This window comes from Ruegeria sp. HKCCD6647-2, assembly GCF_057221075.1.
The window spans coordinates 216,714-232,416 of the sequence record NZ_JBWVBD010000001.1 but is presented as its reverse complement, the minus strand read 5'-3'; the positions used below and the strand labels follow the sequence as shown (position 1 = coordinate 232,416).

Below are 15,703 nucleotides of genomic sequence, written 5' to 3'. Positions count from 1 at the left end.
ACCTTGGAGGTTGCAAGGATCAGGGTCCGGTGGGGTCGCCATCCGTCTGGCAAAACAAGAACTCAGCTTCGATCAATTCGTAAAATTCATCGCGCCCGGCCAGGCCGAGAGAAACTGCGTATGATTCAAGATCATCCGGGACCGGTTGGTCAAGTCGTGTTTCAAAATACCAAAGCAACACCTGTAAACGGTCCAGCGACGCCTGTCTTCCTGTTGGCAAATCGAGATGAGCGATCACCTCTGCCTTGCGGGCGGCTCGGTCACGTAACGCGGTATATCCACCGCTTTGCCGAAGTTCGGCCAGTAATGGAGTGTCCAGTGACTGTGCCCGGGCGGACAAGGCAGCCTGGACACGGGACCGAATGGCAAGCAATGCCTCGTATTCCTGCGGGTTCAGGTCATTTTCGTCCAGCCATCTCATCAGATCGGTGTGTCGATGTAGTCTGGCGCTGGCTCGGTGGCTGGACATTTGCGCAAGCAAAGCGTCACGGTCCGGTTCGCGTTTCTGCCGTATTGCTTCTTCGGCCGCGAGCAGTTGGAGCAGGGCGCGCTCCTGAAACTGTGCGTATCGTTCCGGGTCCAGTCTCAATTCATCAATGGTGCGTCGCTCGCTGGTCGATGCCGCCGCAGCTTCGTTGTCGACGCGGGCACGCAATTCGCGCCAGGCCAGCGTGGGTTCGACCCGGACCGGAGTGCCGTTGATCCGTTCGGGTACGTCTTGCTGCGCCATCTGCATCAGCATTTCCCGCGCGTCGTCAGCCTTGGCGTCGACCCGGCCGTCGGCAAGCCAGCTTTTGAAATCCGATGCGCCAGGACATCCGGCCAGCGTATCGCATACAGTGTCCCACGTCCGGTCGCGATAATGTAATGCCTTCGCGACCCGCAACATCTCCACTGCGGCGTCCGGCGTCAGTACGCCTGCGTCGACGGCCCGTTCCGCCGTGGCGCGGAACGAGACCATGGGTTCGCTGAGCGGCTGAAACCCAAGCTCGGCAGGGCTGTGCAGCACGGCGACCTCGTCGTCGTCCTGCAGCACGCCGCTCAGGTAGCCCTGATAAATGCGCCCGACGCCGATCATTCCGAAATCGGCCAATTCGGCGGCCCGCAGCGCCCCCATGCTGGCGCTGCCGTATACGGGAACACCCTGTTCGATCGCCCAAAGGATTTCCTTGTGCCAGACCGACGGAACACCTTCAAAGAAGCCGTCAATAATTCCGATTGCACTCGGTCCGCCGCGAACAGCGCGGTATACGTCGCCCTGTCGCACGGGCGGCAATATGGTCGCGTCCAGATACCGGGCGACGTCCTCGGCGGGCAGGGTAGGTCCAACGAATACAACAGGCTTCATGCCGCTGCATCTCCGACATGTTTTGCCCGCTCTCCCGCGACGTAGTCCGGATCATCATGCGGCGCCTCCAGCCCCGGAATGACTGCCCGGATCACCGCAATGTCAAATTCGGGACGGGACAGATCGACTGTGATCACCTGATCGATCCCTGCGCCGGCCAAACCGTCCAACAAAAGGCCGAGGTCTTCGTCAAACGAACCGGTGACATGTGTAGGGCAGGCTGAAAATTCGACAGAGGCCGTTGCAGCGCTGATCACGCGCCGAACATAAGCACACCGGTCCGCCTGCGCGGTGTTCGTGAACTCTGCCGGATCAAGATCGTCTCGAGCGCCCGAAATATAGGTCAGCCGCGTCTGCGCGGCCTCGGTCAGCGCCCGCAGCAAGGCAATCGACCGGTCCGGGTGGCAGCCATCGCCGATACCGATATGGCCGGGCGTGTCCCCCGCCTCGCAGATCATGCAGCGGAAACAGGCAATCCCGATATCTGACGTTGTGTCCCATATCCCCATCTCAAGCCCTGCGGCTGTGATCAGATCCATCGCCTGTCGGCAGCGCGGATCGTCGACGCTGTCAGGATCGACACGCGCCGGCACAGGGCGGTGATGCCAGAGTGTGGTCGCGTCCCGTTCGATCAGCTCACAGATGGCATGGCAGCTTGCTTCGGTGACGTTGTTGCCCGAGGCCAGCCCATTAGTTGTACGCGGAAAGGCCCCTTGCCCTGCACCATGTGAAACGGTGTAGTCGGTGTCGACCATCTCATACGGAACCCAGCAGGACTGGTCGGCGACCAGGTCACGCCCCTCTACCCACAGCATGCTGCGAAACGGATCAAAGCGCCCGCCAGTGACCTTGGGCAGTGCCGAGACATCGGCGACATGCGCCTCATGCACAAGATCGGCATGGCTGGTCAGCCGCAGGGGCAATTCGATCCGTTCGGCATGCCAGGATTCAATGGCCTCCATCACGCCGGACGCTTCCGCCGCGCGCAGAGACAGGCCCTTGCCCAACGACACCGCGACGGATCGGGAATTGGGACGCGTCACCATCACTGTCGGCAGACCGATCCTGTCCAGCCCTGTCAGGTTGGCGATGCGGGTGATGCCCATTCGTTTGAGATGAGGCCGGACGATCGCAAGGGTCTGTTCCGGGTCCCTCAGCCGATGGGTGTCCAGAACATATGTCTTCTGCGATGTTTCGGGCATCCACCTGACCTTGCCGATATGTCTGTCAAACCGCATGCGCCACGCAGACGTCGAAAACACGAAACGGTCCGGTTCCGGCAAGGATGCGGGAGGAAATCGCAGGGGTCAACCGTTGCGAAGCCGCTGGTCAAAAATCATTTCTTTTCAAAGTACAATATGACCTCGCCCAGCCGCACTCCGTAGCGGGACACATAGGCGCGGTTGAGCAGCCTGTCGTCGCTGAGCAACCACATCCAATCGTCGAAATTCACCCGCATCGTACCGTCTTTAACAGGAAGATCGATCTTGTATGTCCAATTGAACGTATCACCGCGCTCGATCCCTGTTGCGGTTCCCAGAACGCCCGGAGCGGACCCGGTCCAGGTGTCCTCACCTGTCTTGATCAGGGTCCAGATCCGCTGTTCAGTGGCACCGTCGTCATAGATGAAATCCTCGACCAGCGTCAGGGTTTTACCATCCCAAGTGCCATCGATCTCGACCGTGAAGCGGCGGGGGACGTTGCCGAGAATGTCCTGAAACTGGCCGTAAGCCACGGTCCTTCCCTCGAAAAACTCCTCAAGGTTCAGCTGTCGGTCGGACAGAAAGGTCTTGGGTATTCGAGGTTTGGCGGAACAGGCAGTCAGGACTGCCAAACCGGCAATGGCAAGCGCGGCTATCAGGAAACGACGCGGGATCATTGCAGCGGCCTCGCTTCGGCGTCATAACCGTTGGCCCCGTTCAGATGTGCGGATGCGACTTCCGGCGCCGGGCGCATGGTGGCGATCAGTTCGGCCACCTTGAGGCCGAATTTGCGCATCTCGGAGCGGTTCATGATCGCGCCGATTTCGGTCAGATACATCCAGTCGGTCACGTCCAGTGTGTGACCGCCGGCGTCTTCGGGCAGGATGATGCGATAGGTCAGTTTGACGGTCGAGCCCGAAATCACGCCGTGCCCTTCGCCCACGATATCATCGGCCGTGGCCGTAAACGAGTTGCCGGTGCCCAGTGTCAGATGCCACTTCCGGGTCATCTGTTTGCCGTTGGAATAGGTGAAGTATTCGGCCAGCGTGCCCGAGTTCCCGTCCCATTCCCCGACCATTCTGGCAACGAAGCTGTTGGACATCTTTCCGTTCGGGCCATAGATCAGGCCTTCGGACAGGATTTCCCCGTTCAGATGCCGTTTGAGCGAGAACTGCGGACCGGTGCTGGCATAATCCGCCGGTGATTGCGACCGGAAGCTGAGGAACCGGGCTTTGCCAACAATCAGGGCCAGCACCGCTAGAAGGATGACAACGAAAAGTTTCATTTGGCAGAGACCTCCGTCGGCAACGTCAGGACCATGCCGAACGCGCCGAGTTTGAGAATGCAGGGAAGGACGGCATAGGCGAGGTTGAGCGTTTCAAGCGCCTGGGCCGAGTTGGATTGTCCGGGGACAAACCCGCTGCGCTCGAGCAGCGGAAGCGTGAGGAAGGCGGCCAGTGCGAGGCCAAGTTTGCCCGCAAAAGACCAGATGCCAAACGCGGTCGAGGCATTTAACCCGGCGCGCGTCAATACGATTGAGAACATGGCCGGAAGAACGACCATATCCGCTCCGAGTGCGGCACCGGAGGCCACGCAGATCAGGGCAAAGCCAATCAGGTTTCCGGTGGATAGCATGGCGGCTCCGACAAAGCCCGCAATCGACAGCGGCATGGCGATAATAAGAGTCTGTTTTGGGCCAATTCGGTTGCTGAGACGCGCCCAGAAGGGCACGCTGAGCCCGGCGCTGAGGAAGAACAGGATCAGTAAAGGCCCCGCCTTTCCCGGCAATTGCAGTCTGTCCTCGACAAAGAACAGAAACAGGGTCGAGGTGATGGCGACCGGCAGGCTGTTGATCAGCGCCAACGCCAACAAACGGAGTGCTCCGGCTTGTCGCAGCTCGGCGATCGACAATGCGTGTCCGGTGATCGGTGCGCGCCGCCAGATAGGGAGCGTCAGGAGAAGTGTGACAACTGCCAAAAGCCCGAGAAATGCACCGTAGGCAGGGTAACCCTGCGCTCCGGCTCCAAGAGCCACAAAAAATGCGGGCGCGGCGGCGGCCAAAATGACACCCGTCAGTTGCCCGCCTTCCCGAAAGGCGGCCAGGATCATCAGTTCATTTGCATCCGCCTTCTTCGCCAGCGTGGCGCTGCGGCCATAGAGCAGGATGGTTCCGAGGCTGTATGCGGAAAACAGTAATACTAGAACGACCACCAAGATACTAACACTGGCATTTTCGGGCAGAGTGAACAGTAGTGGGAACCCAATCGCCAGTCCGAGTGCAGCGGCAGAAGCAAACAGAACCTGCCCGCGCGGCCATCGATCAATGGCCCAGCCGATCAGCGGGTCCTGAATCAGATCCACCAGCCGGATGAACAATAAAACGGTGCCAATCACGCCCAATCCAATGCCCAGATTAACGGCGGCAAAGCGCGGCAGGTGGATATACAGCGGTATTCCAGCCGCAGCCAGCATCAGGGCGTACAAGCTGACCCGGGGATACAGCATCATTGCCCCTTCAACTGACGGGTAAAACTGACCGACCGCGTGTTATTGCCGAGAAAAATGGACATGAAAGACCGCTTTGCGCCCGGATAGGTCAAAGAACAGGTCTTGCGGCCATTGCGCCAGAAGTCGACCTCGTCCGGACCGTTGGACACGGCCAGATAGCTGTCGCCTTTACCGACGGCCTGAAAACACCGTTCCAGTTGCGCCTGTGTCGGGGCCGGGTTTCCTTGCCGGGCCATCTCTTCAAGCGTCGATTCAACCAAGGCTTTTTGTTTGAGGTTCTTGCGGTAGGTTAGCTGCAAACCGAAATCCTCGTTCCAGTTGAACGCGGCGCCGTCCGGAGTGAAGAGCTTGGCGTCATAGACCGGCAGGCCCAGAAACCGGAAGGTTGAACTACCGACAAGCTGCGGGTCTTTCAGACCTCCGGGCAAGGGGGACGCCGCCGACCCTACAGGGGTCAGCAGCAACGCCGACACAAGCGTTGCGCTGAAAAAAACATTTATCGACCTACGCGGGAATGGGCTGATCTTCTTTGAGAATACCATTGTCGGCTCCGATCGTTTGCGGGCTGCCATTGAGCAGATCAACAACGTGCATTGCGCTTGCGATCCCGTCTTCGTGAAACCCATGCCGGTTGTAAGCACCGGCAAACCAGGTTCTGTTCTGTCCCTGGATCTCGCGGATTTGCTTCTGCGCACGCAGGGCGGCCTTGTCGAAAACCGGGTGAGCAAACTCGACCTCATCATAGATTTTGTCCGCGGAAATCTCCTTCGGTGCGTTCAGCGTCACAAATAGCGGGTCACTGTCCGGAATGTTCTGAAGTCTGTTCATCCAATAGGTGACGCCCACATTTCCGGCCTGGGAACGGTAGGTCCAGCTGGACCAGCAGGCCCGCCGCCTGGGCATTTGGGCAGGATCGCAGTGCAGAACGGCCTTGTTTGGTTGATATCGGATGGCACCGAGAGCTGCGCTCTCCTCCGGTGTGGCGCTGTTTCCCAATATCGACAGGGATTGATCGGAATGTGTCGCCAGAATGATTTCGTCGAACAGGTCGGCTTGCCCGTTGCTCAGCACCGTCACGCCCAACGCATCGCGTTGGATGTGATCTACGGGTGAGGCCAGACGGATATCGCAATTTCGGGATCTCAACGCGGTTTCGATCCGGCGGACATATTCTATGCTTCCGCCCTTGACCGTCCACCATTGATGCTGGTTGGCGCGCCCGCTGGCCAGCAGGGCATGGTTTCGGAAAAACTGCACCAATGAACGGGCCGGGAACTGATCCACGAACTCGACTGGGGTGGACCAGATCGCACCGCACATCGGCATCAGATAGTTGTGGCGGAACCAGTGGCCAAGGCGCAATTGATCGACAAGCTCTCCGATCGTGGTGTCATCGTCCCGCGCTGCGTCAGGGGCTTCCTTGCTGAAGCGCAGTATGTCGGCGATCATCTTGTAATAGGCGGGACGGGCCAGATTGCGTTTCTGGGCGGTCAACGTGCGCAGATTGTTCAATCCATACTCGATGCGGCCGTTGTCGATGGTCGCGCCAAAGCTCATTTCGCTTTTGGTGACCGGCACGTTCAGTTCGTCGAACAGTTTGGTCAGGTAGGGATAGGTTGCGTAGTTGAAAACGATAAAACCGGTGTCCACCGGTTGGTCGCCATTCCTGCCAGCCAAAACCGTGCGAGCGTGACCTCCCAGACGGGGTTCGGCCTCATAAAGCGTCACGTCATTGTTGTCTGAAAGATAGTAAGCGGCGGAAAGCCCTGAAATACCTGCACCTACAATCGCGATCTTTTTTCGGGCACCCCGGGATTCGTCGAACATTCCAGCCTCTTTAAGTGACGTTTTACAGTAGGATACGCAGGACAGGCGCGGCTGGATCAATCCCATTAGAAGTTTTTCACCATTGATCTACATCGTGACTTCGGGTTGCGGGTCCGGATACTGTCGATCCGTTGTGATCCGAAGCCATCGCGGGGGCGTAAAGGTAACATTCAGGAGCGAAACGACCCACGCATGAACAGTTTTTACGGCAAAACCTACTGGATCATCGGCGCAAGCGAAGGATTGGGCCGGGCGCTGGCCGAAGCGCTTGGCCGTCAGGGCGCACACCTGATCCTGTCCGCCCGCAATGCCGAGCGACTTGCTCAAATCTGTGCAAGCCTGCCGAATGCACGCGCGATCCCGTGCGATGTGACCGATTTAGAGTCTGTTCGTGACGCTGTTGGACAGGTCGGGGCCATCGATGGTTTGGTGTATAACGCCGGGGCCTATGACCCGATGCGGTCAACCGAATGGAACACCGAAACAGCGCTTGCGATGAGTGATGTGAACTACTCTGGCGCAGTGCGGGTACTCGGAGAAACCGTGCCCGGCTTTGTTCGCGCTGGTCGGGGTGATATCACCTTGATCGGATCTCTGGCGGGTTATCACGGCTTGCCAGCCGCTATCGGTTACGGGGCCAGTAAGGCGGCACTGATCTCTCTGGCCGAGACAATGCGGCATGATCTGGCGGGCACCGGTGTGACCGTTCGGATCGTCAATCCGGGCTTTATCAAGACACGCCTGACCGAGAAGAACAGCTTTAACATGCCGATGCTGATGACGCCCGAGGACGCGGCTGGGCGCGTGGTCAAGGCGATGTCACGCCGCCGTTTTCGCACCGATTTCCCTGCGCCGTTTTCCTGGTTTATCCGTCTGATTGACTACCTGCCGGATCTGCTGGTTTATCGCGGAAAGTAGAGTCTAACCAAACTGTCCCTGGCAAAACCAGCCTGCGGACATGGTGCCGCCGTGGCCGTAGAACAGCCACAGCCGCTCACCCTGTTCGGTCACCACCACCCAGTAATCGCGCACGCCGCTGCGCCAGTTGGGGTCATCCAGCCACCATTCCGGCGCGATCCGCTCTGGGCCGGTGGCCTGTGCCAGTTGCCAGTCGCGCCCGCGCCAGCGGAAGGCGGTTGGAACATCCGGAGTTTCCGGCGCCATCACCGGTTCGGGCTGCCACATCTGCAGGGGGCGGGGGCGCGGCGGGGCAGGCCAGTCGCGGGCCGGTTCCGACCAGGCCGCCGCCAGCGTCTGCGCCGTCTTCTCGGGGATATGCGAGGCTGCCGGGTGTCGCCGCGTGATCGCCTCCAGCCCCACCCGGGCACCCAGCTTGCCGATCAGGTCATCCACGGCTGTATTACCCTCAAGCCGGTTGCGGGCCACGCGGCGGGCCTCGGCATGGCCGGCTACGGTGCGGGCGTGGATGGGTTCGGTCTGCACCGCCTCCAACCGCAGCATATCGATGCCATAGCCCGCGTCGATCTTATCGATTTTCATCTCTAACAAAGGGCGAATGCGATGTTTGTCATGGGTCGGGCGGGCCAGACCAACCTCGATGATCTCGGCCGCCTGATCGGCGCGATGCGCCTCGAGCCGCAGGGTGCGGACGCCGCGGCCTTTCTCTTCCAGTTTGGCGCAGAGCGTCGGCAGCACCCGGTCAATGGCGGCCATCACGTCCTCGGTCAACCCGATCGGGTTGGGCAGGGTCATCCGCACCGCAAAGTGATGCGGCGGACGCGCAGGCGAGACCGGCTCGGGCGCGCTGCCCATCGCCTGATCCAGCCGCAGCACCAGCCCGCGTCCGAAGCGGCGGGCCAGAGAGGCGCGGGGCTGGCCCAGCAGGTCGCCGATCCGGCGCAGGCCCAGCCGGTTGAGCTGCGCCACGACGGGGTCATCCAGCCGAAGTGCCGCAATGGGCAGGGGGCTGAGCGCGCCATAGGACTGCCCTGGTTCTGAAATCCGCGCGCCACCGCCCAGCGCCATCACCTGCGGTGCGGCCCCGCCCTTGGTCCAGTGCCGTCGCTTGCCCGCGCGGGCGCGGGTGGCGCGCGCCTCCTGGCTGATGGCGTCGCCATTGCGGTCGGACGTGGCCTCTTGCCCGGCATACCGTGCCAAAGCCCACGCGGCCCCCAGCGTGTCGGCGATGCCCATCTGCACGCTCAGGCCCATGTCTGCGCAGTCGGTTTCCAAAACGCTCAGCAAGGTCTCTTCGCCGCCGAACAGATGGGCGCAGCCCGACAGGTCGACGATCAGCCCGTCCGGAGCTTCTTCGGCGACCCACGGGCTGAACTTGCCCGCCCAACGGCGCAGGGCGGTCAGGAACGCGGCCTCGGCCGGGGCGTTGCGAGGACGGGTGATCAGGTTGGCGCACATGGCATGGGCGTCGCGCACCGGCTGGCCGATGCGCAGACCGGCGGTCTGAGCCTCGGTATTAAGAGACGTGACAACCTGCATGTTCGCCTGTTCGGCCACCACGGCCAAAGGCCCAGAGTGCAGGCCCCGTGCGGCGCGGACCAGCCGTTCAGCCCCCAGACGGGGGAACCAGAGCGAGAGTATTCGGCGTTTGGGCATTGGGCAGACATCAACATGTTCTCATTTTGTTCTAAATGAGAATCACGCCCCGAGTCGAGTCTGCCTTTATCCGCAGGTCAGGCGCTGAACGACGTCTGCATCGTCCACAAAGACGTTCAGCCGGTCGATGCGATAGTCCTGAGTCGCAATCCCATCCGGCCCCAGCACACGCGCGCGTTCAGGCAACTGGTTTTGAATGGTCGAGACCGGTTGGCCAATGGAATTGATAAAGGCGTCGCCTTCACAAAAGGCCAAATCTACCGGCGCGGCTTCGGGCGCAAGGCGGGCGTCTTCGGGTGGTGGGGCCGTCTCGGCACAGGCCGCCAGAACAACAAAAAATGGAACAAAACGGCGCATTGGCGCTCCTCTTTCCGGCAATGTCGTTTCTGCAATATCAAAGAATTAGCCAATCTGTCACCAAAGCACAGTTGAAAACACCCTGTAATTGACGCAGGGTCGGGGCAAAATTGACAGGGAGACAAGCACCATGCGCACCCGTGCCGCCGTCGCCGTTCAGGCGGGCAAACCTTTGGAAGTGATGGACGTGAACCTCGAAGGCCCCAAGGCGGGTGAGGTTCTGGTCGAGATCAAGGCCACCGGCATCTGCCACACCGATGAATTCACCCTGTCGGGCGCCGATCCCGAGGGTCTGTTTCCGGCAATTCTGGGTCATGAAGGCGCGGGCGTGGTGGTTGAGGTCGGTCCGGGCGTGACCAGCCTGAAACCGGGCGACCATGTGATCCCTCTCTACACACCGGAATGTCGCGAGTGTGAATATTGTCTGCACCCCAAGACCAATCTGTGTCAGGCGATCCGCGAGACTCAGGGTAAGGGACTGATGCCCGACGGGACGTCTCGTTTCTCGACGCTGGATGGCGATCCGATCCTGCACTACATGGGTTGCTCGACTTTTTCGAACCACACGGTTCTTCCCGAGATTGCGTTGGCCAAAGTGCGTGAGGACGCGCCGTTCGACAAGATTTGCTACATCGGTTGCGGTGTCACGACCGGTATCGGCGCGGTGATCAACACCGCCAAGGTGGAAATCGGCAGCCGCGCCATCGTGTTCGGCTTGGGTGGTATCGGTCTGAACGTGATCCAGGGCCTGCGTCTGGCCGGGGCCGATCAGATCGTTGGTGTCGACCTGAACCCCGCCAAAGTGGAAATGGCCGAGAAATTCGGCATGACCGATTTCGTCAACCCGAAAGAGGTCGAAGGCGATCTGGTCCCCTATCTGGTCAACCTGACCAAGGGTGGCGCGGATTATACATTCGACGCCACCGGCAATGTCGGAGTGATGCGCGACGCACTGGAATCGGCACATAAAGGCTGGGGTGAATCGATCATCATCGGTGTGGCACCTGCCGGGGCCGAAATCTCGACCCGTCCGTTCCAACTGGTCACTGGTCGTTCATGGCGCGGGACCGCGTTCGGTGGTGCGCGGGGCCGGACCGACGTCCCAAAAATCGTTGATTGGTACATGGATGGGAAGATCGAGATCGACCCGATGATTACGCACACCATGGGTCTGGACGACATCAACCATGGCTTTGACCTAATGCATCGGGGCGAAAGCATCCGCTCGGTTGTTGTCTACTAACCGAGACTAAGGCTCTAATTCGGGCAATTCATGGCTTGCGGCGCACTCTCGGGTGCGCCGTTTGCGTTAGGTATTTGTTTCCGGTTGCCTGTTCGGTCTTGCCGATGCACCCGTATCGACCCGCGGAGAGCGGATTCGCAGAACTGGTTTGTTTGGCGACACATCCGCCCTGCTTTCCCGCCAGACAACGAAGACACCCGACGCGATGATGATCCCTGCGCCGATCGCAACCCATGCATCGGGGCGCTCTCCGAAGAACACCATGCCGAAAATCGTAGCCCAGATGATCTGGCTATACTGGCTGGGGGCCACCACACCGGCAGGCGCGGCCCGGTAGGCCAGAATAATCAGGTGTTGAGCGATCACAGAGAACAGACCAACCAGCGCCATCATCGCCAAATGCAACAGAGACGGCGGTTGATATACTGCCGGCTGCGCCACGCTCATAACCACAATGGCCAGAAGCATCGGATAGAGGATCAGAACCGCCGACCGTTCTTCATTACCAATTTTGCGCACCAGAACGGATCCAAAAGCACTGCAAAACGCGGCCGTCAGCGCGGCCAGATGGCCCAGGGTGATGTCTGTCGAACCGGGACGCAGAACGATCAGAACACCGATCAGGCCAACACCCACGGCTGCCCAACGCTGAACGCGAACGACCTCTCCCAGAATCGGGATCGACAGAACCGTGACGATCAGCGGGAACGAGAACAGCAGAGAGTAGACCTCGGCCAGCGGCAGGACAGAAAAAGCGTAAAAGGCGCAGGACATGGCTGTGACAACGAGGCCCGAGCGCAGCATCACCAGCCACGGGTGACGTGGGCGGAAATTGCTGGGTGTCCGGTCGGCCAGCATGGACACGGCCATCGGGACAAAAGAAAACAGCGTGGCAAAAAAGATGATCTGCAACACTGAATAGGTCCCGCCAAGCACCTTGATCAGCGCGTCATGACTGGCAAAGACCGCGAATCCAAGAAACGCGAAACCAAGTCCCCTGAGGGTGGTGTTTTGAGTGCTCATCGGTGTGGCCTCGGTCAATGGGTCAGTGTGGCGGCGGTCTGCCATGGCAGCGCGGACGGAATCTCCGGCTGTCTTTGTCGCTGCTTAACCCCATTTTGCCGAGGCGGGTAGTCCTTATTTTACCGCTAACATGTCAAACCTGCCATGATCGAGATCATCGCAGGACCGGTGGCGCGTCCTTGGGTTGGCGCGCAGATTGCAAACCCGCTTTCATCCCGATACCGATGCGCCGGGCCAGAGCGACCCACGGGGTGGCGGTTTCCGGTGGCAGCGTCTGGGTGGCGACTTCTTCGAACAGGTCGAGCCAATGGGCGAACATCTCGGGTTTCACGTCGGGTCGCTCGATATGGACCCGCTGCGGATTGCCGTCATAGCTGCGCTCGAACAGGATGGCGTTGCGCCAGAAACGGGCGATCTTTTCCTCATGCGCGGGCCAGTTTCCTACATGTTTCGCAAAGACCGGACCCAGTAGCGTGTCTTCACGGACGCGGGCGTAAAAGGCGCGAACCTGCGCGTTGATCTGTTCGGGCGTCGCGGGAAAGCGTGGGGGCAGGGTTGGTCTGGACATGTGCGGTCTCGGGTTTCGACTCTGTCCAGGGCAAATATCCGGTTGCGCCGTCATGCTACAGAGGTAGTTTTGTCGCGCTGGTCCGGTGTCAGCAGATGCCGCAGCAAGGCCACCGGATGCGCCTTGAGGCTGAGGCGGGTGGCGACGTAGTCCTCGACCACCTGCTCGCCCAAAGTCATTTGCGGCAGGTAAGCCTCGGGTTCGTCCAGCGCCTCGCCTTCCAGATCCTGTGAAAACAGCGGCAGCGGCTTGGCGGTCGCAATCGCCTTGGCCTGCCACAGCGCCTCGCGCCGGGTCAGGTCGCAGGCGGCGAAGGCGTCGGCTTCGGCCAGCCGTTCGATGACCGACGGCCCGAGGCCCGCGCGGCGCCAGACATCGTCGACCTGATGGTAACCGTTACCCCGCGCGGCGGTGAGCCAACTGGCGTCCTCTTCGCTCAGCCCCTTGATCTGGCGGAAGCCCAGCCGCAAGGCCAGCCCGCCTTGGCCGTCGGGCTCCATCACATTGTCCCAGAAACTGGCATTGATGCAGACCGGGCGCACCTGAACCCCGTGTTCGCGCGCATCGCGGACGATCTGGGCGGGGGCATAGAACCCCATCGGTTGCGAGTTCAGCAGCGCGCAGGCGAAAATGCCGGGGTGATGGCATTTGATCCAGGCCGAGGCATAGACCAGCAGCGCAAAGCTGGCCGCGTGGCTTTCGGGAAAGCCGTACGACCCGAACCCCTCGATCTGGGAAAAACAGCGTTCTGCGAAATCCTGTTCATAGCCGTTACGTTCCATCCCGCGCAGAAACAGGCTGCGGAATTCGCTGACATTGCCGTGTTTCTTGAACGTCGCCAGCGATCGCCGCAGCCGGTCGGCCTGTTCCGGGGTAAAGCCTGCGCCGACAATGGCGATCTGCATCGCCTGTTCCTGAAACAGCGGCACGCCCAGCGTCTTGCCCAGCACCTCGCCCAGTTCGTCCGAGGGGAAGCTGACCTCCTCCTCGCCATTCCGCCGCCGGATATAGGGGTGGACCATGTCGCCCTGAATCGGGCCGGGGCGGATGATGGCGACCTCGATCACCAGATCATAGAAGTTGCGGGGCCGCATCCGGGGCAGGAAGTTCATCTGGGCACGTGATTCCACCTGAAACACGCCGATACTGTCGGCCTTGCACAGCATGTCATAAACCGCCGGGTCCTCGGGCGGCAGGGTGGCCAGCGTATAGCTGGTTTGGTGGTGCTGGCTGATCAGATCGAACGCCTTGCGAATGCAGGTGAGCATCCCAAGGCTGAGCACATCGACCTTCAGAATGCCCAGCGAGTCGATGTCGTCTTTGTCCCAGCAGATGACCGTGCGGTCCTCCATCGTGGCGTTTTCTATGGGGACAAGTTCGTCCAAACGCCCCTCGGTGATGATGAAACCACCCACGTGCTGAGACAGGTGACGGGGAAAGCCGTCGATCTCATAGACCAGTGTTAGAGTCTGTTTCAGGCGGCGATCCTCGGGGTCGAGACCAATTTCACGCATGCGGTGCGCCTCGAGCCCCTTGGCCGAGAAGAAGCCCCAAAGCTGTGAGGACAGCGCCGAGATCGTGTCCTCGGTCAGGCCCATGGCGCGGCCGACCTCACGGATGGCGCGTTTACCACGGTAATGCACCACCGTGGCGCAGAGGCCCGCGCGTTCCCGTCCGTAGCGGTCGTAGATGTGCTGGATCACCTCTTCGCGGCGTTCATGTTCGAAATCCACGTCGATATCGGGGGGCTCGTCGCGGGCTTCGGAGACGAAGCGTTCGAAGACCATGGTGCCCATCTCGGGGCTGACCTCGGTGATGCCGAGGCAGAAGCAGACGACCGAGTTGGCGGCTGATCCCCGCCCTTGGCACAGGATATTGCGGGACCGGGCAAAATGGACGATGTCGCGGACGGTCAGGAAGTAGGGTTCGTATTTCAGCTTGCCGATCAGCGCGAGCTCATGCGCCAGCATCTTTTTCGCCTTATCCGGCGCGCCCGCCGGATAACGCCATTTCAACCCCTCATGCGCCAGACGGTGCAGGCGTTGGGTTGGGGTTTCCTGTTCGCTGCCCTCGCTGGGGTATTCATAGCGCAGTTCGTCGAGCGAGAAGGTGAGCTGTTCGCTTAGGTCATGGGCGCGGGTGACGGCGCCTTCATGCCCTTTGAAGATGCGCAACATTTCAGGCTCAGAGCGCAGGCGTTGTTCACCGTTGGCCAGTGCCGCGCGGCCCAGATCGTCAACCTTGCGGCGCAGACGGATGGCGGTCAGGACGTCGGCCAGTTTGCGGCGGGTGCCGTGATGCATCATCGGCGTGGCGCTGGCGAGCGTGGGGATGTCGAGTTTTTTAGATTCAATCTCTAACAAAGAAAAATACGCGCTGTCTGCGCCGTCATACCGAGGATGCATCAATAGATGCATCCGCCCCGCAAAGCGGCGCGTCAGCTGTTGCGCCTGTGTCCGCCATGCCTCCGCGCCGCCCGGGGAGCGGGCCGCCTGTGGCCAGAGGAGCAGGTGGAGACCGTCGGAGAATTTGAGCAGGTCGGATAGGTACAGGATGCAGTCGCCTTTCTCGGCGCGCAGGCGGCCCTTGGACAGGATGCGGCACAGATTGCCCCAGCCCTGCCGGTTCAGGGGCAGGGCGGTGACGGTCGGCGCGTCGGTAAAGATCAGCCGCGCCGCCGGGATCAGGCGGGGCACCGCGTGGATCGGGTACGAGGGCAGCTTGGGGATGTGATCGGGACAGGGTGGGCCGATGGAGGTGTTCTGCGCTTCCCACTCCAGCCGTTCGCGGACCTTGCGGGCAATCTCGCGCCCCTGGGTGTGGGCGCGGACGATGCCGGCGACCGAGTTGTCATCGGCGATGGCGATGGCGGGCAGGCCCAGGGTGACGGCACGCTCCATATATTCCTCGGGGTGCGAGGCCCCGGTGAGGAAGGTGAAGTTCGACGTGATCGACAGCTCGGCATACATGGCGATTCCATATTATATTCACGTTTTGTTCTTTTTCGAGTCCTTTGCGTCATTGCGCAGGAAACGGGTCGTCCGAACTCGTGA

The 15,703-nt window shown here is 60.7% G+C and carries 14 protein-coding genes; 2 read left to right on the top strand and 12 right to left on the bottom strand.

All coding sequences use genetic code 11. The features are described from left to right. Positions 1-19: 19 nt before the first annotated feature. The 7 genes from AC2TDJ_RS01080 to AC2TDJ_RS01050 form a co-directional block, all read right to left on the bottom strand. Positions 20-1,348 (bottom strand): TfuA-like protein, encoded by a 1,329-nt coding sequence (locus AC2TDJ_RS01080; RefSeq protein ID WP_480838392.1) that lies wholly within the window; start codon positions 1,346-1,348, stop codon positions 20-22. Then, on the bottom strand, positions 1,345-2,550 hold the full coding sequence (locus AC2TDJ_RS01075; RefSeq protein ID WP_480838390.1) for a YcaO-like family protein: 1,206 nt from the start codon (positions 2,548-2,550) through the stop codon (positions 1,345-1,347). Before AC2TDJ_RS01075 ends, AC2TDJ_RS01080 begins: the two co-directional genes overlap by 4 nt. Before the next feature lie 134 nt (positions 2,551-2,684). Next, positions 2,685-3,227 carry a DUF3833 domain-containing protein gene (locus AC2TDJ_RS01070; protein WP_480838388.1) on the bottom strand — a complete coding sequence of 181 codons (543 nt, stop codon included), beginning with the start codon at positions 3,225-3,227 and terminating at the stop codon, positions 2,685-2,687. Then, positions 3,224-3,835 (bottom strand): DUF3833 domain-containing protein, encoded by a 612-nt coding sequence (locus AC2TDJ_RS01065; protein ID WP_480838386.1) that lies wholly within the window; start codon positions 3,833-3,835, stop codon positions 3,224-3,226. The genes AC2TDJ_RS01070 and AC2TDJ_RS01065 overlap by 4 nt, the downstream gene beginning before the upstream one ends. Then, positions 3,832-5,055 (bottom strand): MFS transporter, encoded by a 1,224-nt coding sequence (locus AC2TDJ_RS01060; protein ID WP_480840180.1) that lies wholly within the window; start codon positions 5,053-5,055, stop codon positions 3,832-3,834. The genes AC2TDJ_RS01065 and AC2TDJ_RS01060 overlap by 4 nt, the downstream gene beginning before the upstream one ends. Next, positions 5,055-5,531: a hypothetical protein gene (locus AC2TDJ_RS01055; protein ID WP_480838384.1), complete on the bottom strand. Its 477-nt coding sequence runs from the start codon at positions 5,529-5,531 to the stop codon at positions 5,055-5,057. Before AC2TDJ_RS01055 ends, AC2TDJ_RS01060 begins: the two co-directional genes overlap by 1 nt. Positions 5,532-5,562: 31 nt before the next feature. Then, on the bottom strand, positions 5,563-6,885 hold the full coding sequence (locus tag AC2TDJ_RS01050; protein ID WP_480838382.1) for an NAD(P)/FAD-dependent oxidoreductase: 1,323 nt from the start codon (positions 6,883-6,885) through the stop codon (positions 5,563-5,565). A gap of 192 nt (positions 6,886-7,077) precedes the next feature. Between AC2TDJ_RS01050 and AC2TDJ_RS01045 the strand changes: the two genes are divergently transcribed. Next, the gene (locus AC2TDJ_RS01045) at positions 7,078-7,803 is read left to right on the top strand and encodes an SDR family NAD(P)-dependent oxidoreductase (RefSeq protein ID WP_480838380.1); all 726 of its coding nucleotides are present in this window, start codon (positions 7,078-7,080) and stop codon (positions 7,801-7,803) included. Between the two features lie 3 nt (positions 7,804-7,806). Here AC2TDJ_RS01045 and AC2TDJ_RS01040 read toward each other — a convergent pair whose 3' ends face one another. Both AC2TDJ_RS01040 and AC2TDJ_RS01035 read right to left on the bottom strand, forming a co-directional pair. Further along, the gene (locus AC2TDJ_RS01040; RefSeq protein WP_480838378.1) at positions 7,807-9,459 is read right to left on the bottom strand and encodes a DUF6504 family protein; all 1,653 of its coding nucleotides are present in this window, start codon (positions 9,457-9,459) and stop codon (positions 7,807-7,809) included. Positions 9,460-9,525: 66 nt separating this feature from the next. Next, positions 9,526-9,816 carry an I78 family peptidase inhibitor gene (locus tag AC2TDJ_RS01035; protein WP_480838376.1) on the bottom strand — a complete coding sequence of 97 codons (291 nt, stop codon included), beginning with the start codon at positions 9,814-9,816 and terminating at the stop codon, positions 9,526-9,528. A gap of 130 nt (positions 9,817-9,946) precedes the next feature. Here AC2TDJ_RS01035 and AC2TDJ_RS01030 point away from each other — a divergent pair, with 130 nt between their 5' ends. Further along, on the top strand, positions 9,947-11,059 hold the full coding sequence (locus AC2TDJ_RS01030) for an S-(hydroxymethyl)glutathione dehydrogenase/class III alcohol dehydrogenase (protein WP_480838374.1): 1,113 nt from the start codon (positions 9,947-9,949) through the stop codon (positions 11,057-11,059). 66 nt (positions 11,060-11,125) lie between these two features. On the opposite strand, the gene AC2TDJ_RS01025 is transcribed toward AC2TDJ_RS01030, so the two are convergent. The 3 genes from AC2TDJ_RS01025 to AC2TDJ_RS01015 all read right to left on the bottom strand — a co-directional run bounded on the left by AC2TDJ_RS01025 (position 11,126) and on the right by AC2TDJ_RS01015 (position 15,619). Further along, positions 11,126-12,082 carry a DMT family transporter gene (locus AC2TDJ_RS01025; protein ID WP_480838372.1) on the bottom strand — a complete coding sequence of 319 codons (957 nt, stop codon included), beginning with the start codon at positions 12,080-12,082 and terminating at the stop codon, positions 11,126-11,128. A 154-nt stretch (positions 12,083-12,236) separates the two neighbouring features. Further along, positions 12,237-12,650 (bottom strand): group III truncated hemoglobin, encoded by a 414-nt coding sequence (locus tag AC2TDJ_RS01020; RefSeq protein ID WP_480838370.1) that lies wholly within the window; start codon positions 12,648-12,650, stop codon positions 12,237-12,239. Positions 12,651-12,700: 50 nt separating this feature from the next. Beyond that, complete coding sequence (locus tag AC2TDJ_RS01015; protein ID WP_480838368.1) at positions 12,701-15,619, bottom strand: error-prone DNA polymerase; 2,919 nt, start codon at positions 15,617-15,619, stop codon at positions 12,701-12,703. Positions 15,620-15,703 lie beyond the last annotated feature (84 nt).